Raw genomic sequence first — 18,412 nt, forward strand, 5'->3', positions numbered from 1 at the left:
ACGTCACATGGCGAGCGCTTATCCAAAATATGAAGATCATCAGAAGCACTGGGAAGAACTGGCTCAGGGCATCGCCGCGCTGAAGGAGACTGTGAGAGAGGTCGAGGAAGGAGAAATCCCCCCCGGCTCAAAACAAGGCGAGCTCATCATACTGGGGACCGGGATCGAAACCATTGGCATCTCCGTCGGCGACATCCGCCTCATCGAAGAAGCGGACAAAGTGCTGTACTGCGTCGCCGACCCCGCCACCGTGGTCTGGCTCAAGCAGTTGCGACCGGACTCGTTGGATCTGTACGTGCTGTATGGAGAGGACAAAGTCCGCTACACCACTTACATGCAGATGACGGAAGCCCAGCTCTACTGGGTGCGGCAGGGACTCAAGGTCGTCGTGGTGTTCTACGGCCATCCGGGCATATTCGTGTTGTCCACGCACCGGGCGATCAAACTGGCGCGCCGGGAGGGCTATAAAGCCACCATGAAGGCGGGCGTCTGCGCGCTGGACACATTGTGCTCCGACCTGGGCATCGACCCTTGCTACCCGGGCCTGCAGACTCACGAAGCCACTGACTGCCTGGTCCGGCGTCGCCATTTGGACGCCAGTCTTCATGTGGTGTTATGGCAGGTTGGCCTGATTGGAGAAATGGGTTATCGCCGGCAAGGATACCTGAATAACAAGTTTTCCTATTTCATCCACTGGCTGCAGTCTATTTACGGAGCGGACTATGAAGTCACCCACTACATTGGTTCCCGTTATCCCACCATCGACCCGCTGATCGAAACCTATCGCCTGAGCGAACTGCATGATCCGGCGAATCAGATCAGGATCACCGGCCTGTCCACGTTCTACATTCCTCCTATGCAGGTGGTTCCGACGGATTATCAGACCGCCGTTGACCTGGGCGTCATCGAGCCTGGGCAGAAACTGATGACGCCCCGCTCGCCCCTGCGGGAAATCGACCGTTATGGTCCCCGGGAAATGAAAGCCTTCGACGCCTTCCAACGCTTTCGCATCCCCGCTTCCTACAAATGGCAGGATGAAACCGCCGCCAGTCGCTTCCTGATTGAACTGCGTTTCGATACGCGTTTGCAGGATCTGTATCGCCGCGATCCTGGCGCCGCGCTGCAAGACCCTCGTTTCAGCTCATTATCAGATCGTGAGCGGGCGATGCTGGCGTCACGGGATTCCGGCGCCATTCAAATCGCCGCCAAAGGCGCCTATATCCGCTCCCCCGCCACAGAAGCGACGGTGACCGCCTGTCTGACGCAAAAGTCCGTCGCGATAGAGCTGGTGAAAACACTTGGGGACCAGCCCAAAGCGGAAGCCAGGGCCGCCTTCGAGACTTGGCTGAAGTCGCGAAATTATCAAGTTGAGTGGGCGCATTTGGGCGGCGCCATTGATTTTATCTTCCGCAACAATCTGTTCCCCTGGACCGGGGTTTATATCGAACCCGAACAGCAGTTTGTGATAACCATTATCGGCGCCCGCAAACAGCGTCATAAAAGCGTTATCTACATCAATGGCGCCCGCATCCGATCTTTTGCGTTTGACTCCGGCGCCATTCGCTGGAAGGCGAGCAGCCAGGTCCCCCATCACGGTTTTCTGCGCCTGGACGTAGACGCCAACGGCGCACGCCGGCTGATCGGCAAGATCTGGAGCGACGCCAACAGCGACGGCGCCCAGTCCGCTTTTGTCGCCCTGGAAGCCAACCCCGAACGTAAAGCGCTAAGCGCCCAAGCCTGCGGTTTCAGCGGATGTGATGACCTTGGCGCCATCTATGGCGAATACGCCGTTCGCACCGATGGACGCTTTTACCGGGACATCAACGAGTTCAAAGTGTCAGAGGCTGGATTGACGATTAACCAGCGCGTGGTTCCAGAATTCTCTTTCAACAGAGGGACACTGCGCTGGCGCGGCGGCGACAAAGCCTGCTACGAAGGGGAAGCGACCTTTTTGCGCGACCCTATCATCAACTCCATTGAACTTTACGGCGCAACCCGCTCCCACGAAGAGGAAGGCGTTTTCACGTGCTACGGCTCCTCCATCTCTGCAACGACGCCCGATTATTGCGGACCGACTCTGCCTGACTGGGCCGCGCGCCACTTGGCGGATATCGCACACCACAACAGCCCTAAGGGAGGATTGCTGTTATGGCATAAGTGGGAAAAGTTCAATCTCACGACCTTTATCGTCAATCGCTATTTAACCCATCTTCTTTAATCCTTGAGGAGGAATGCGCCTTGAACGCCACACACGAACTCAGCGATCACCTCGAAGCGTCGGAAAATATCGCCAACGTCAGCCAGTTGGCGGGTGTTGTCGCCAGCCTGCCGCAGAGCGCCAGCACCACTCATTACGGGGCGGACGGCAAGCAAATCGCGTCCTATTCCAAAACCAGTTACGCCAACTTAAAACTGTCCCCGCAGGGCGACATTCAGGGTGGAACCCTGAGCCATAGCGCAACAGACGCCAATGGCAACGCGTTGAACAGCTCCACCCTCGCCTTCGCCAACGGCAATGTCGCCACGGCCAAAACACAGATCAACAATCGCTTCGCCAGTGGCGTCGCCAAGCAGGTGGAAGCGGATTTCAGTAATGTGAAATGGACGCCGGCCACCACTATTCACAGCGGTCAGGTCAAATTCACTTCACGCCGGGGTGATTCTCAAACCCTGCGCAGCGACGGCGTCGTCACTTACGCCAATGAACTGATAACGAGCGGATCGTTTCGCCATTACTCGCCGGAGGGACAAGGCGGCGTAGAGGGCTATACGGACATTGATTACAGCAACACCAAGTTCGTCGGCGACCGTATTATCGGCGGTTACTTCTCCGTCTCCTCCAAGAACGCCGCGCGCGCGGAGAACTCGCAATCCAATGTGTTCATGAACGCCAGCGGCGCCATAGACCAGATTCACACCAAAAATTTCGACCCGGCATCCGCTGCAATGAAGTCACAGGTTTTGACGGAGTTTCAAAACACCCAGTTCAACGCCCGTAACGAAATCGACGGCGGCGAAGCCCATTACAGCATCAGCGACCCCAACGGGGTCTTGCAGAACAAAACGGTGGTGACCTATCAAAACGGCGTCCCGTCGAATACCGTCACGCAAAACTACGCTAACAACCAGGTCCTCAGCAAAGTGGTTTCATCGTACGAAGGCGCGACTTTCGACAATGAACTGCGAGCCATCAACAGCACGGTTCATACCCGGGAATACAACGCGGCGGAGAAGCTGATGTCGATGACGGACGCCAGTTACAACGCCAGCGGCGCGCCTACCAAAATTCAAAGCCGCACTCTGGACCCGGACACACAAACGCCCCTGTTTTTGATCGAAACTGACTACGCCAACACGCAGTTTAACTATCGCCGCAAACCCATTGGCGGTCATGCCAAAATCACGACGACCAATCTGAAAGATTCCAGCTCCATCGAAACGATCAAAACCTTCACCTCGCCCACGGCAGCTAGCGCAACCGCCCACGCAGAAGAACTGATGGCGATGCCGACGCAACCTTCAGCGCCCCAATACTTGACCCACACCAGCACGATGAAAAACGCGGAGGGTCAAACGACCGCTTATAAGAAAACCATCACTCGCAGCGATGGCTCATTACTTAAAACCGTGGTCACCAATGTCACTGACGATAAGCCAACTTCCGTCGCTGTGACGCTCTACGCCGCCGATGGTAAAACCGTCGCAAAGACTTACGCCATGGATGTCAGCGGGATCGCCGTCAGCGGAGGAAAAGTCAGCGGCGCGATGAAGATAACCACCAAGTTTCGCGGCCAGACCCTCAGCAGCGAAAGCACCCTGGAGTTTTGATCTGATGCTCAGCCGCGCCCTGACACTGACTTACAATACAGAGCAGTATCCGTTCCAGAAAGTGTTGTCGCACTATGTCTTTAAAGTGCGGCGGCTGGATCAGTTGCATGTGGCGTGGCGGCGACAGAATAACCGGGAGGATCTGCATTATCAGGACAACATGGCGCTGCGCAGGCTGATGCAGCGCCTGCCTGACGACGCCCTGTTCTATAAGGTGTATCACGCCTGGATCGCCAATGTGCTGGCGCCCCGCTACGGCGGCAAGATCAGTTACTCCGCGCACCCGAAAATGCGCGTGCATCTGGCTGGAACCGGCTGTGTGAGCGACTTTCACCGCGACGCGGACGTCACCGGCAGGCTGGATCAGATCAACTGCTATCTCCCCTTCACCGACGTGTTTGAAACCTGCACGGTATGGTGTGAAGAGCGCTACGACAGCAACACCTACCAGCCGCTCACGTTGAAGTATGGAGAGGCCTTGATATGGGACGGCGGCTTGCTAAAGCATGGGACATACGCAAATCAAACCGATAAGACTCGCGTCAGTTGCGATTTCAGGTTCAAGGCGAAGGCCCCAGGCCGAGTCCGTTCGCCTTGGAGCGATGTCTTGGCTGACCGCCAGCCAGAGACCCAGGCTGAGCTATGAGCCGTCTTGATTCAGCGTCCTGACCATCTTTTCCAGCAAGACAAGCTCATCGGTGGTCAGACAATGGTGAGTGATATGATCGTCGCCGCCCAAATGGCGTTTGAGATTATCCATCCAGTTTTTGCAGATTCTGATTTGCCGCAGTATATCTTCCGTCAAAGCCGTATCACTCTCCAGAGCGGAAAGCTGCTGCATTTTCCCGTTTATGCAATTTAACGCTTCATGTTTCTGGCAAGTGACGCCAATCTTGCTCCACGTCTCGTCTATCAAAGGGGCGTTGATCATAGAGGACCTCAGCGCATAACGACTACTGGCTCTTTTGGAGCCGCCATTATTGAGTTTTCAGGATAGCGAAAGAAAAAAGAGTCTGGCGCAAAACGGATGACGCTGGCGCGCCAGACTTGTCCAGGGTTGCGTATCTTCGAGACCTTACTTTAGGGAATTATCAGCGAGGGAGTAATACGGGAGGCTACGGAACTTTTTCCGGAATATCTCAGTAGTATTACTGAACGCCTGCGACATTTTTCCGCCCAGTACATCTACTGCCTGTCCACTAGGTTCGCCAGCTTTCTGCGCTTTCTACATCTAATATTTCGCCCCTGCTCCGTAGCGCTACGGATATCAGCGTTCATTTTTGCGTAGCGGTACGAATATTCGGGCGGGCGATGAGTGTATATTGTAGATAGCATTAGAACTCGATTCACACTGATCGCACTGAAGTAGGAGGAAAACACCCCTTGTACATCAACTATTCGATTTTGACTGCTGGGATACAAGACTCCAGCGCAGCCCTCGTCCATACCCAGCAAAACGCAGCTCGTCTGGGCGCCATTCTCGATATTTCTATCGGGCGTATCGTGGAGGACTCAGGGAAGCGAAATGAATTTTCTATCGCCAAAAAAGCAGTGGAAGTTCGGCGCTGGTATGACGTTGCATCCCGCAATTCAGACGTGACGCAAATGCAACGCTTTGTCGAGGAGCGCCTGCAGGAAGATGGCTATCCCAAAAACAGCTTATTCAAGAAGTGGGCGACCCAGTATTTTCAGTTGTACCAAACCCATTGATAACACGCCATACGCGCCGGTGACGCCCGCCGCAGCCGGCTAGCCGATTGTCTTCAATAGATCGTCGCAATCTCCCAAAGCGGCGATGAAATCGAGCTGAGTCATATGCGCTTCCAGTTTACTGAAGTAATCTGGATAGCGTCGCTGGTATTTGGTTCGGAGTTCTTCGAAGTGAGTCATCGCGCTCATATCCGAGTTTTCAACCAGTTTCGCCAGTTTAATGACTTCCCTGCGCAACGTTATGGCGGAGGGAACATCGGCGTCATCCGGCGGAGCCAGTTGCTGGTTAAGACTGTTCAACAGCCCCTGAATGGCGTCGCTCATGATATCCAGCTCGCCTTGCAAACGACCCAGCGGACCACTGCTATAAGAGCCATGAATCGCCTCACGCTCCACTTGCTGCGTCAACCTGGCCAAATCGTCCGCGCCAACGGTGGCGGCGATGCCTCTAAACGTATGCAATACACGGGATAACTCAGATGGCGCTTTACTCAACAGAGCGCTGTCCGACAGGAAATCACGCACTTTGGCCAATTCAACGCTGAAGCAACTAACCGCCATACGAAACGCGCCCATATTAGAGCCAAATCGCTTCAAGGCAGAGCTAACGTCCAGGCCGATTCTCAACCCCGCATCGATCAACTCCTGCCATGGGGGGAGATTGTTATTGAAGGCTGATGCAGGGGCCTCTCCGCCGTTTGTGTGTTGCAGGATAATAGCCACCACTTCCTTGATGTCGAAAGGCTTGCCAATATGATCATTCATCCCCGCCATCAGGCAACACTCCCGATCGGAAGCCATGGCGTTGGCTGTCATCGCCACAATAGGCAGACGGGTTTCTCCCAGCGTGTTGCGAATTTCCCGAGTAGCGGTGTAGCCGTCCATATCCGGCATTTGAATATCCATCAACACCAAGTCGAATTGGGGCGACGCCTTTTTAACCGCTGCGATCGCCCACCTGCCGCCGCCCACGATCTCCACCTTCGCCCCCACCCGCGTCAAAAGTTCTGTCGCGACTTGCTGGTTGGTGAGATTATCCTCCACTAACAGTAAACGTAATCCAAGCAAGGGCTTACTGGCGGACGCGTCGGAAGCGGACACGTCTTCATCAAGCCCGCCTGATTGCGACGCCTGAGCGTTGACGACCGCATCCAACAGCATGGAGGCAGTAACCGGCTTGACTAACAGGCCGTCAAGAATCGATTTGTAGTTGAAGCCCACCTTATCCAGCACATTCTTGCCGTGGGCGGTCATCATGATGATCAGTGGGCGTTTTTCCAGCAGCGTCATGCCGCGAATGCGACGACAGGCCTTCAACCCATCCATGCCCGGCATACAGTAATCCATGAATATCGCATCAAACCGACCTGTGACTGGAGATTCCAACTGCGTAATGGCCGCAGCCGCCGACGCAGCAATATGCACCTCCCAACCGAATGAACGGGCGATGCCGGCAATGGCGGCTTGCGCATATTTATTATCGTCGACCACCAATACTTTCAAATTGCGCAGCTTTTGCGATAGCGGATAGGCCGTCGCAGCGCTCAGGCTGTGATTTTCATCCAGTTGCAATTCCAGCGTGAACGAAAACACACTGCCCTCGCCCAGACGGCTTTGGACTCGAATATCCCCTCCCATCAAGTTTACCAATTGGCGACAAATCGCCAGTCCCAGGCCAGTGCCGCCAAATTTTCTGGTGGTGCTGGTCTCCGCTTGCGAAAAGCCATCAAAAATTAACTGCTGATGTTCTTCGGAAATGCCAATGCCGGTATCGCTGACGTTGAACGCCAGCGCGGCGCTTTGCGCGGTCAGTTTCACCATGCGTATCGACAGCGTGACCTCACCTTCCTGGGTGAACTTAATCGCGTTGCTCACCAGATTCAGCAGCACTTGCTTGAGGCGCAGGCTATCGCCAATCAGATGTAGAGGAGCCTGTGGATCGATGTCAAATAACAGCTCCAATTCTTTGTTTCCCAAATTGGCGGACATCATGGCGCTGATCTCGCTCATTAGCCGGTCAATATTGAAGGGATGGGGGTCCAGCGCCAGCTTGCCCGCCTCTACTTTGGAGAAATCCAGAATATCGTTGAGGATGGATAACAAAGAACGTGAAGCGGCGGAGGTTTTCTCCACATAATCCATTTGCTGGCTATTCAGGGGCGTCATCTGCATTAACTGAAGCATGCCGATAATGGCGTTCATCGGCGTACGAATTTCATGACTCATATTCGCCACAAAATCTGATTTGGCTCGGGACGCCTTTTCCGCGCACTCCTTGGCCATGGTCAACTCCATGGTTCTTTGCTTGACCTTTTGCTCCAGGCTGAGATTAAGCTTGTATACCTCTTGCTGGATAGCTACTTGCTCTGAAATATCCCTGATAGCAAACGCGAAACCGACGACTCCCCCCTCCTCCTCTTTAATGGGCGAGGCCGCCACCGATACATCCAGCAGCTTGTCGTCCTTACAGCGGCGTTGCGTGTTAATGCTCCGCACAAGTCGCCCTTCCCGGATCATTTGCAGGGCGGAGTAGGTTTCTTCCCGCTCCTGTTTAGGAACAATTAACTCGTCTAACGGTTTGCCCTGAACTTCTTTCTCGGTGAATCCAAACATCTGCTCTGCAGATTTATTCCAGTCAGACACTCGGCCATTCAAGTCCAGACCGATTATCGCTTCACTGGAGCTATTCACAATCGCCGCCAATCGAGCTTGCTCCAGGGTCACCCGCCACCGGTGACGCATCAACAGCAAGTAGAAATACAGGATCAGCCCCATTGCGCAAATAACGCCGGCCAGCATTTCCAACGCAAATACGCCAGCTTGCCCCGCTGGGTTAAAAACATAGGCCTCCGGTACACTCACGATAAGCGTTACGCGTCTAGACGTATCCAAGGGATCAAGCGCCAGGGTGCGTCTAGCGGCAAAAACGAAACCGTCGGCGGTATCATGCAATTCCAGCCCGGAACGGTCTCCCACCAACCTATATTCGTCCTGCCATTGATGGCTCTCGCCTTTGTCGAAACCAAAGGTTTTGCTTAGATCCGGGTGCAGGAGGAAATCATTGTTTTCATTCAGGAGAAAAATGGTGAGTTCATTTGGCAGCCCATTAAGTAAGTCCGCAATGAGAGTATTCACATCCACGTTGATAATCACAATGCCGAACAAAGAATGCTGCTCATCATAGACCGGCGTCGCAACGCGCAATGTGGGTACATCCGGCCGCTCTACTTCACCGAACTCCCTATTCAGATTGAAGTCCGAGACATATACTTCATCCTCAGCCCGCTCAAGGGTAGCGAGAAAGTAATCCCGTCCGCCCTTCTGCTGCATTTGTCCTTCTGGCACAGCAATAATTTTGCCTTGCCGGTTGTTGACGCGAACCAGCTCAAGCCCGTTATTAGCCACTCCAATAAAACGGATTTGCGAAATTTCTCCGCTGGTCTCGATGAACTTGGAAAAAATAGTGGTCAGGCGCTCTTTTAATGTACTGATGGAGTTTTCTTCTTTGGGGTCAAATCCGCCATTGGCCGCGGCGCGGATGATGCCCTGTACGGGAGGCGTCTCGGCGAGAAAGAGGGTGTATCTCTTAAACTCATCAACTTCTTCATTAAGGGTTTCGACTCGGTGGCGCACCTGTTCATACAGCGCCCTCTGTTGTTGCTCCAAGACCCTCTTTTCTTCAACAGAGTAAGCTAACCAATAGACGGGGGCTGAGAGTAGCAGAAAAATCAGGAACGCCAACGACAATGCCTTCAAACCGAAATGCGAGGCAGAAGAAATCCAACGCTTCACCATTCCCTTACCTTCCCTTGCCGGCCTGAGTCACCTTGGGCGGCCCAATGGTATTTCCGATCGAATTACTTTTGGCGCTCATACAAGTCTAGTCTAGATATGGAAACAAGTTGTTACAGAGTGTAAGTACAACCTCGATATTCTGTATGTATCCTCATCGCATAACGTAGATAGATTACCCCTTATGAGAGGTTTGCGCGTTCCTGCCGGCTTAACTAATCTCTTAATATCCCCATATGGAATTCGTGGCTAGGACTGGCTAATGAAGCTCAAGTATTTGTTGATTGTCGCCTTTACGCTAGTCGCATCGTTGCCGCTCATGTTCACGTTGCAATACCTGAACAGATTCACCACCGAGCAATACCACGCCAAAATTGAATCCCGCCTGTCTGAAATTTCGCTTGCCCACAAAAACCGCCTGATTAGCGCCGTAGAAAGGCTGATGGAAAGCACAGCCCTCATTTCCAGCCGAACGCAAATGCGCGCCAGCCTTAACAGCTGGAATAACAAAGAGAGTCAAAACGAGGCGCACACTATCAAAAGCATCATTGAGGACGCCAAGACTGGCCGGGAGACGATTAAACGGATCACGATTTACGATAAAAGACGCCATCCTGTCTCCAGTACGGCGAGCGCGATGAAGCCACTGCGTGCGCCTCCGTCGGCAAACGGTAATATCTTCATTTTTTTCAATCAGGAAGAGAACGTCACCCAAGTGTCCGTCATCATGCGCCTCATTTACAAGGAAACGCTGATTGGCGCCATTAAGGTCGATTACGACTTGAGCAGCATCCTGCATGAGCAGAGCAAAGGACTGGGTAACAGCGAAAAGTGGATGTTCGCTTTGCGCGACCATGAAAAGTTCCTGCTGGTCGAATCCATAGATCAAAAAAAAGCGCGAATATCCTATCAAGTCATTCCATCTGGCCCCAAAAACACGCCAATTATCGAAGCGTTGCAAGGCAACGAAGTTATCATGCGCAAAGCCACAAATCTGGCTGGTACGCCAGTGATAGCCTCCACCCGATATTTGCCAACTCTGGGCTGGGGGCTGGTGTCTGAGCTGGACGAGTCTGAAGCAACCGCCATCATCGCAGTGGAAAAGCACCGTTTATTCTTCATTGAGGCGATGATCGTTATCTTTTCCATAGGATTGGGCGCCGCCGTCAGTATGTATGTCGCCAGACCCATTGAGAGCCTGATAAAACAGGTTGAGAACGCCGCAGACGGACGCCCCTATGAGAACACGCTCCCGGCGAGTCTATTCGAGGTAAAACGTCTCTCCGGCACCTTTAACAGCATGTCCAAATCCATTAACGAACTCAGGAATAATATTGAAAGTAAGGTCTTCGAGAGAACCAAAGAGCTCGACAAGGAGAACATCGAGTTACGGGAAATCGCCGCCCGGGACTCTTTGACCGGCCTCTACAATAGACGCTTCTTTCAAAACCGTTTGAACTATGAGTTCAGTCGGGCGAAACGCTATAGCTCGGGGCTGACGCTGGTGCTGCTGGATATCGATCACTTCAAAAAAATTAACGATACCAGAGGCCATGCGGCGGGAGATGAGGTGCTTATCCGGCTGTCCGCGTTTCTGAGTCAGTCGCTCCGAAGCTCCGACTTAATCGCCAGAATAGGCGGCGAAGAGTTTTGCATTATCCTTCCCGAACATTTGGACGACGGTGTGAAAACCTTCATTGACCGGCTGCGCATCGATATCTCCTTGCTGGAGTTTCAGCATGAGAGCGAGGCCTTTCAGGTCACCTGCAGTTTTGGCGTAGCTGGATGCCGCAATGACATCACTCACCCCAAAGAGATTCTAAAAAAAGCGGATGAAGCGCTTTATGAGGCCAAGCGCACCGGCAGAAACCGAATCGTGTATGAGTCGAGCTCCAACGTGATTGTGGATATAAAAAGCAGAAAGAAATAGCTTTCCGCCATACGTAAGTTTTGGCTGGCGCCACGAGCAATCAGACCCGCTCAGGGTGACGTAACCGTTATCAGGGATCGATAGCGGACTCAATGACAAATGACTTTTCAAACTTCGCTATTTCAAAAATCTTCCTGATTTCCCTGGAGCAGTTGATGATCTTTATCTTGGCGTTATTGCCTCCCAGATAACGCCGCATGTTCAGCAGCATACCCAGCGCCGAACTGTCTATGCGAACCGTCTGCCGCATGTCGACGCAAAAACTTCGCGCTTGCGGGTAGGCTTCATAAGCTTTCCTGAATTGATTTACCAGTCCGAAATCAAACTGACCCCGAATGGTGATAGTGACAGCGCCGTCGCTGGAGGATTTAGTCTCTACGGTCATAACCCGCTTTTCCCTGCATGATGTTCGGTTTCAGAGCCCAAGGACAGCCTGGCGATGTCATCCAGCATAACTAAAAGCGTGGATACAGGCTTCCCACAAAGACATATAGCGAGTGTAATAACTATAGTTCATCAAAAAGATTACAGCAGGCGTTGTTTGGCGATCCGTCTGTTTCCTGTATTTCCAGCCCTTCCCTCTCATTCCCCTGTATTCAGATCCAGAGCGATATCGTGCGCAAAGGCCAGTAAGAGCTAGAATGAACGAAACCTACTGGTATTCACTCAGTATGTTTATTCCCAAAGAATTCCCCATTCACAAAAACCGCCTCGTGCTAGGGCAAATTCGGCCTGTACCGTGACGATACGCCAGAAACTTACACCGTATACTACGATGAATACCGCTGCGGCCAGAGTCGGAAAGACGTGGATTTTTAACGAACTGACAGCGTTCAAAACAGGAAAAGATGGCTCTGCACTACTCGTACAGAGCGGATATTGAGAACCTGATCAGGCAAGAACGGACATGACGATGTCAACGTCAGAAAGATCAAGGCTTCGCCATACATCCCAGCAACGGACAGGTAGATGGCTCTTTCATTGCTTCACTATCCGCTCGCGCTGGCGTCAAAGCACTGAGTTCAGGCCTGACCGGTAAATGCTCAGGTAGCCGTACGTTCCACACCAATCCGACATTCATCAGCCGATTCAGCACCCACCAACCGGGGTCAGACTGTCCTTTATAGATCCCCAACATGGCCGAGCCGGGAAAAGCATGATGATTGTTATGCCAGGACTCTCCCATGGTCAGCAACCCTGCAAAGCGAACGTTATGGCCCTGAACCGCAGCGCCATTAACATGCCAGTCCCGCTCGCCGCTGTTATGCGCAAAGTATCCAATCAGCCAATGCCCCGTCACAGACACGGCGACACGCACAGAAATACCCCAAATCACCCAGCTAATGTCTCCGAGCCAATACAATAAAAGCGCCCAGGGCAACTGCTGCCACATCCAGGTCCTTTCCGTGAATCGATAGACCGGGTCATCTTTGATGGCGCTCTCAGGAGAAAACTCAGGGGGACGCTCCAGACGCAAATCACAATTCAGCTGCCGCCACCCGTCCGTCAAAAAACCTGTTCCATGGCGAAGATACGAATGACACTTGGCCTTTCTCTGCGCCCAGTCCCGCAGGTCATGCTGATACACCATTCCCAACGGCCCCGCCATCCCCACCAACACCCCGAGATGCACGAAGAAATACTCCATCCACTTCGGACACTCATAACTCCCATGAATCAACCGCCGATGCATCCCCAGGGAATGCCCCAGACAAAGCGTCGCAGCAGTAAACACAACAAAGACCAGCAACGCATCCAACGAAAAGGTCAAATACCCGCCAATAATCGCAATCAACAAATGCCCCAAATACCAAAAGGACTTCAAAGGCGCCCACACCACCTCCCCCGTGTACGGGCAGCAATTAGCCGTCTCTTGAATTCTGGGGACGCCGTGGTTTGTTTGCATATTTGGCTCGCTACTTTGGTTGAATGTCGGTTGGGGTAATAGTGTTATCTTAATCCGAATGGAATGTTGAGTTTTTTCTTATTATTAACATGGCAATAATATTTTTATGTCAATAATCAGGCGCATTGGTGGGCATGTTTGGGAGTTGGTTAACCAAACGAGAAGAACGCAAGGATCAACAGTTCAGACTCACCTATGAGCTAAAAATGGCCACGCTTCGCAAACAGGAAGCAGAGCTTCAGTACAGCCATGAACTGGCGCTGGCTGACAAACAGATTCTGCGTGCGGATACCAAAGGGAGAATAAACCGAGATATCGCGGAGACCGCGGCGTTCAAGGACGGGCTTAAAGAGCAGAGTCAAACTTATGGGATGTGGTTTGTGGACGCTATCCGGGGTCTGATTCGGCCTCTAATTACTGTCTATCTGCTTATTCTAGCGACCTTTGTGACCCTGAATATTAGCCGTCATCTCGGTGGCGTTGGCGCGCTGAGCCCGGTCGATTTAATGGCCCTGTACAAAGAGGCCATCGCGCAGATGTTATTTCTGACAACGACGGCCGTTACTTGGTGGTTTGGGTCAAGGCCAAGCCAAATACGAAAGAGTTAGTGTGTTCGTTACGTGCGTATCACAGGATTTTTGAATACTCTCCGACCCAGAGCTCCTTAACCTGCATACATCGTGAGAAATCATTTTTTTAACAATTCACAAAGCTCGGAAAAATTAGAAAATAGTTCCACCCATCCCAGCCGTTTTCCATTCTCATTCCATTTTTCTTTAATCACAATGGGTGCAGACAGCTCATCTTTATAATACACCCCCCAAAAAGAGTCACTACCAGCACCGAAATCACCAAGTATAATTAGCTTCTCTGGGTCAATATTTTCGTTGCTGTCAAACTTAGATAAAACTATATCATCTCCATACTCAATCCTTTTTTTGCATTTAGGAATGGAGGTTTATAGAAATAAATCTTTGCCTCATCAATAATCACTCTCGACAGCATACTTTTCTCTATTAGCATTTTTTCGTGCTGAGCAAACTCTTGATCATCAGTCAATGGCCATATTCCAGACTCAATCAAAGAGTCAATTTCTTTTGGTAGCTCATACTTACCGACTTTCATGACTTATTTCCAACTTAGGTAGCCTTAGAATAACTCCCTGCTGCGCCAAAAGTCGGCTCAAAATGCTCATTTATTCACGATAAACTGTGCTTTTTCGCCGACTTTTTCCTTGCACTGGCGCCCTCGCCAACGTTTTTAAGAGGTTCCCTAGCCCCAGGATCTTATATATCTATTCTGGAGAAAGTGTTGTAATGCTTATCAAAAAGCTGCCTTCATACACATCTACTGTCGCACAGCAACCCGGCTTTTTTGAACAGGATTATGACCAATACTTTTTTACGACTCCACTCCAAGGGCTCTACCGCCCAACATCAGATGAGCGGAGCCTAAATCCGTCTTTCGACAAGAAATGTTGCGCTAACTGATAACCGATCGAAGCAACTATAGATGGAAATGTACCAGACTGACTCTGACGTTTTTTTAGGTGTTAGTCAGATAAAAACCAATCTGCCACTTTTTAGTACATCTAATATTTAGGATATAAAGAATCATAGTCAACATCAAACTGGCATGATTCAAATTCATTATAGTCACATGGATCAAATTTTTTTGGCAATTTGGCTCTACTGCCTCCAACTCCTTTTTGAAGAACTTTTTCCGCAAGGTTTTTAAGTTCTTCCCACCATTTTGAACTCAATCCTTCTACTGAATGCAATTCCCAAGGGTCATGTTTAGAGTATCCAGCGTTAATAAAATCTGTTAGCGCGTGAATCTCGTCTTCTACTTCTGGTAAATCTACCCACCACCAACCACCTGATGTTGATACCAAAGACAGGAATGATATAAGAGGGTTGTATCTGCCATCTTCCAAGTAAGGGCTATCCTTACTTTGAATTCGACCAGGCAAAACACCTTCTATATCACTCTTTGTAGAACATATTATCGACAACATAATCCAGAAATTATCTAAACAGTCATCTTCTGGCCATTGTTTAGGTCTGTCTTCTAGAATCATAAGGTCTGCCGTTTATCTAACCATTCATTCCATAACTCGAAAAAAGTCTTGAATGCGAAATACTCATTTGGTTCTTGAAACGCCACAGCTCTTCTCCATGAAACATTAGCGCTTATAGATAGTTTTCCACAAACCCACTTATTGAATTCGTAATATATATCAGTAGCAGTTGAATCATTATCATTGATCTGCGAAGCAGCCATAAATCCTCTAAGAAAATAATCCAGCTCAGTAGAAGATTGGCTCTCTATATACATCCCCGGCCTTTTTTCAATCAATTTTACAAGTTCAAAAATATCCATTCAGACGCCTTTTCGGTTGATCAACGGCTATCGATACCCAAAACTTCGTAGCCGCCGGGAGCTTACAACCTGCGAATTGTATTTAGATGCCTCCTTTTCGGGACTTCATCAAGTGAAATACCAGAGTCACCGAAGCAATTCTTGCTTAAATAGGTGTCTACCGGAAGTACAAATTCAACACAAAACTTATTCACTACCAATCCCATAAAGTTCAAAGCACTCCCGCTGGTACTTTACTGATCTTTCATCATACTTCTCAGTATCTATATTTGAAATAGTATCCAATAAACGTTTTTTGACATCCCCATCAATGGGAAAATATTCTTCTGAAACTTTATTAGTAATTAATAGCAGAGTACATACGGTAAGAGCTTTGCTCGCGATATGCATATTCCCTGGCGTCAAAACACTCATAGCAGCCAAAATTAACTCATTTTGTCGACCGAAACACTTATTGCGGAGGAGGTCCCTCATAATATCCAGGGAATGCATCACTTGGTTTTCTGTAAACTCCTTGTTTTGCACACCGAGAATCAGAGCATCAAAAACTTCCGATGCGTTATCTCTTATTTCATCAATTAAGTCTCTAGAAATAGAGCGCCCTTTCATTTGATGAATAACATGCCTTAGTCTTTTTGGATGCATATATTATATCCTGGTTCTAGTTGTAGTAATCTTACGCACGAACATACACCCATTAAAAAGAGGAACTCTATTAGACCTTAATATTCGCTCTTGCCCTCTAAGTCCCATTTGAACATAGCTCATCTCACGTTCGACACCAATATCTTGCCCTTTATCAATCCCCAACGCTTGGGCAATTCTCTCAGGTATTTCGAAGGTAATAACTGTGAACTTCTTTGCAGGATCTTGTTTAATTCTGCACTTATGTCCTTCCCGAACTGTATGAGGGTATGCAGGTGGGCACTGAGTTGCAAAAAATCTAGCATCAGCAAACTCCTCAGCTAGAAATACGTCGCCACCAAGGCGAAAACCAGTTGTCACAATTTTCTGTGCTCGATTTGAGGACGCACCATGATATAGCTTAATCTTTCTGCCTTTATCCTCCTCATCATCCTTTGAGCTCACCATTACAGCAATTTTAGAGCCAGCTCCAGCCATACCCACCAAAGTTAGCAGTCCGAACTGTTTACTCGTGAGCGCTTTTTTTGCTCCTGCTTTAAATGCATTCCATATTATTACCCGACCAACGCTTGAACTTGCAAGGACACCTATATTTCCAGGTGTTATAGCCAATCCAAACATATTCAAATAGCCCGAAGGATCAGTACCGTTTACAGGATCGGCATGCACATATAGATATTTATGAAGAGTAACAGGCTCACCCACTCTGCCAAGATAAGTATCCATCTGCGTAAACCGCCCCTGATTCTGATCGTAATACCTCGCCCTTAGGTAATACTGATCCAGGGATGCATCGTATTGCTCTCCGGTGTACAGGTAGCTGTTCGGGGTGTTTCCTTCGCTGTGCAGCAGGATGCCGAAGGCGTCGTAGTGGTAGCTGTCGGTTTGGACGCCGGTCTGATTTGTTAAAGAGCGGACGGAGCCTTGCCCGTCGTAGACATAGTAGCTGACGTCACCGGCTCTTGCCTGGCTTAGCAGGTCGTCGCCGTAGACGTAGCTGACTTGTTTGGCGCCATTAACGACTTCTTGTAGCACTTGAGCGTAGTCGCGGTTCTGGTCGACGATAAAGTCGGTGGTTGCGCCGCTTCCCGCTTTTCGTGTGCGAATGCCGTCCGGGTTATAAGCGAAGTTCGTGGTCTCGCCCGCTTTTGTTACCGCGAGGAGTTTGTTCTTCGCGCTGTATGTGTAACGAGCGCTGACCAGACCGTCTTCGGTTTCCGTCAGTGTATTGCCGTTGGCGTCATACGCGTAGGTGACGCCGCCCTGTTGCGTCAGGCGGTCATTGTCGTCATAGCTGTAGGCGGTGTGCACGCCGTCGATGATGCTGTAGATGCGGTTGCCGACCTTGTCGAAGCGGTATTCCGCGTTGTAGTCGCCATTAACTGGATCGCTGATGGCGTCATGCGTCAGGCGATACAGGGCGTCGTAGGTATAGGTCGACACCCGGCCGCTGTGCAGCTCTTCAATTTGCTCCCGTCTCCCTGTGCTGTGCAGGGTGTAACGGTAGTCGGCGATGACATTGCCCGCCGCATCCGTCGTGGTCTGACGCGTCAGAATGAGAACAAGCTTATTGTCCTTATGCCCCAGCAAAGTTAGACAGTCATGTGTCGCAACACAAGCGCCTCACCCCCTCGTAACTCAGAGCCTGTTCGTTCTGCATGAGACCGCATTCTTAACTCCATTTCTCCACAAGGTAAGCTGCCTCAGGATTTTTCTCTTTTAAGTTAGAAAATATCTCATCAAAGTCCTCATATTCTCCTCGCTTTAATGCCAAATAACACTCTATAACATCTTCAGAAGCAGACTTGTCATTATGAATTAAGGAGAGCATCGTTTGTTGGAAATCAACTCTCATACTCCTGCTTAATACGTTACGTGAATACATCTCACACAAGGAGCTTAAAGCAATCGATGATAAGACCTTATTTCCTGAATAAAAGAAATCTTTCATTTTATTCTCGTAATCACCACCGCCTATCTCCCCTATAGTTCTTATGGCCAAAAACTTTTTAATACTATAAACATTGACGTCACCTTTTAAGTATTCATCAAGAAGCTTTGCATCATTCTCGGAAGCGACCTCAGCGAACTTTTCAAAAGCATAATTCAATACCCTGTCTTCAGTCTCCATATCCAGGCCAATATCTATTATTTTCAGAGGTACTGTCTTTTTTCCGTCTATGACGTCTTTATAAAAATGCACATCTTTCATTTTTTCT

General features: G+C 50.2%; 16 protein-coding genes. 6 read left to right on the forward strand and 10 right to left on the reverse strand.

Annotated features, from left to right (window positions below; translation table 11 throughout):
* Positions 1–7: 7 nt before the first annotated feature.
* The 3 genes from ACQYWX_RS17000 to ACQYWX_RS17010 are packed head-to-tail and all read left to right on the forward strand — an operon-like array spanning position 8 to position 4,474.
* The gene (locus ACQYWX_RS17000) at positions 8–2,218 is read left to right on the forward strand and encodes an SAM-dependent methyltransferase (protein ID WP_431685674.1); all 2,211 of its coding nucleotides are present in this window, start codon (positions 8–10) and stop codon (positions 2,216–2,218) included.
* Between the two features lie 20 nt (positions 2,219–2,238).
* Positions 2,239–3,828 carry a hypothetical protein gene (locus ACQYWX_RS17005; protein WP_431685675.1) on the forward strand — a complete coding sequence of 530 codons (1,590 nt, stop codon included), beginning with the start codon at positions 2,239–2,241 and terminating at the stop codon, positions 3,826–3,828.
* A gap of 4 nt (positions 3,829–3,832) precedes the next feature.
* Entirely contained in the window at positions 3,833–4,474 is a 642-nt protein-coding gene (locus tag ACQYWX_RS17010) for a streptomycin biosynthesis enzyme StrG (RefSeq protein ID WP_216738239.1), read from the forward strand.
* Here the strand turns inward: ACQYWX_RS17010 and ACQYWX_RS17015 are convergent.
* Positions 4,469–4,759, reverse strand: a complete 291-nt coding sequence (locus tag ACQYWX_RS17015) for a hypothetical protein (protein ID WP_216738240.1) — start codon at positions 4,757–4,759, stop codon at positions 4,469–4,471. The genes ACQYWX_RS17010 and ACQYWX_RS17015 overlap by 6 nt on opposite strands.
* 452 nt (positions 4,760–5,211) lie before the next feature.
* Between ACQYWX_RS17015 and ACQYWX_RS17020 the strand changes: the two genes are divergently transcribed.
* The gene (locus ACQYWX_RS17020; RefSeq protein WP_431685676.1) at positions 5,212–5,538 is read left to right on the forward strand and encodes a hypothetical protein; all 327 of its coding nucleotides are present in this window, start codon (positions 5,212–5,214) and stop codon (positions 5,536–5,538) included.
* Positions 5,539–5,577: 39 nt separating this feature from the next.
* Here the strand turns inward: ACQYWX_RS17020 and ACQYWX_RS17025 are convergent, their stop codons facing one another.
* Positions 5,578–9,204 (reverse strand): response regulator, encoded by a 3,627-nt coding sequence (locus ACQYWX_RS17025; RefSeq protein ID WP_431685677.1) that lies wholly within the window; start codon positions 9,202–9,204, stop codon positions 5,578–5,580.
* Between the two features lie 388 nt (positions 9,205–9,592).
* On the opposite strand from ACQYWX_RS17025, the gene ACQYWX_RS17030 reads away from it, so the two are divergent.
* The gene (locus ACQYWX_RS17030) at positions 9,593–11,260 is read left to right on the forward strand and encodes a diguanylate cyclase (protein ID WP_431685678.1); all 1,668 of its coding nucleotides are present in this window, start codon (positions 9,593–9,595) and stop codon (positions 11,258–11,260) included.
* A gap of 70 nt (positions 11,261–11,330) precedes the next feature.
* Here ACQYWX_RS17030 and ACQYWX_RS17035 read toward each other — a convergent pair whose 3' ends face one another.
* Positions 11,331–11,645, reverse strand: a complete 315-nt coding sequence (locus ACQYWX_RS17035; RefSeq protein WP_216738244.1) for an STAS domain-containing protein — start codon at positions 11,643–11,645, stop codon at positions 11,331–11,333.
* A 546-nt stretch (positions 11,646–12,191) separates the two neighbouring features.
* The gene (locus tag ACQYWX_RS17040) at positions 12,192–13,166 is read right to left on the reverse strand and encodes an acyl-CoA desaturase (protein ID WP_431685679.1); all 975 of its coding nucleotides are present in this window, start codon (positions 13,164–13,166) and stop codon (positions 12,192–12,194) included.
* A gap of 134 nt (positions 13,167–13,300) precedes the next feature.
* On the opposite strand from ACQYWX_RS17040, the gene ACQYWX_RS17045 reads away from it, so the two are divergent.
* Complete coding sequence (locus tag ACQYWX_RS17045; protein ID WP_431685680.1) at positions 13,301–13,774, forward strand: hypothetical protein; 474 nt, start codon at positions 13,301–13,303, stop codon at positions 13,772–13,774.
* Between the two features lie 301 nt (positions 13,775–14,075).
* On the opposite strand, the gene ACQYWX_RS17050 is transcribed toward ACQYWX_RS17045, so the two are convergent.
* From ACQYWX_RS17050 to ACQYWX_RS17075, 6 genes are all read right to left on the reverse strand, one after another.
* Positions 14,076–14,291 (reverse strand): hypothetical protein, encoded by a 216-nt coding sequence (locus tag ACQYWX_RS17050; RefSeq protein ID WP_431685681.1) that lies wholly within the window; start codon positions 14,289–14,291, stop codon positions 14,076–14,078.
* 466 nt (positions 14,292–14,757) lie between these two features.
* A complete protein-coding gene (locus ACQYWX_RS17055; RefSeq protein ID WP_431685682.1) occupies positions 14,758–15,246 on the reverse strand; it encodes a hypothetical protein in 489 nt (162 codons plus the stop codon).
* Complete coding sequence (locus tag ACQYWX_RS17060) at positions 15,243–15,548, reverse strand: hypothetical protein (protein WP_216740551.1); 306 nt, start codon at positions 15,546–15,548, stop codon at positions 15,243–15,245. Before ACQYWX_RS17060 ends, ACQYWX_RS17055 begins: the two co-directional genes overlap by 4 nt.
* 186 nt (positions 15,549–15,734) lie before the next feature.
* Positions 15,735–16,193, reverse strand: coding sequence for a hypothetical protein (locus tag ACQYWX_RS17065; RefSeq protein WP_216740552.1), 459 nt, complete (start codon positions 16,191–16,193; stop codon positions 15,735–15,737).
* Positions 16,194–16,196: 3 nt separating this feature from the next.
* Positions 16,197–17,783, reverse strand: a complete 1,587-nt coding sequence (locus tag ACQYWX_RS17070; RefSeq protein WP_431685683.1) for an RHS repeat domain-containing protein — start codon at positions 17,781–17,783, stop codon at positions 16,197–16,199.
* A gap of 82 nt (positions 17,784–17,865) precedes the next feature.
* Positions 17,866–18,405 (reverse strand): hypothetical protein, encoded by a 540-nt coding sequence (locus tag ACQYWX_RS17075; RefSeq protein WP_431685684.1) that lies wholly within the window; start codon positions 18,403–18,405, stop codon positions 17,866–17,868.
* Between the last annotated feature and the right edge of the window lie 7 nt (positions 18,406–18,412).

It is taken from the genome of Hahella sp. NBU794 (genome assembly GCF_050749805.1).
Classification (GTDB): Bacteria; Pseudomonadota; Gammaproteobacteria; order Pseudomonadales; family Oleiphilaceae; genus Hahella.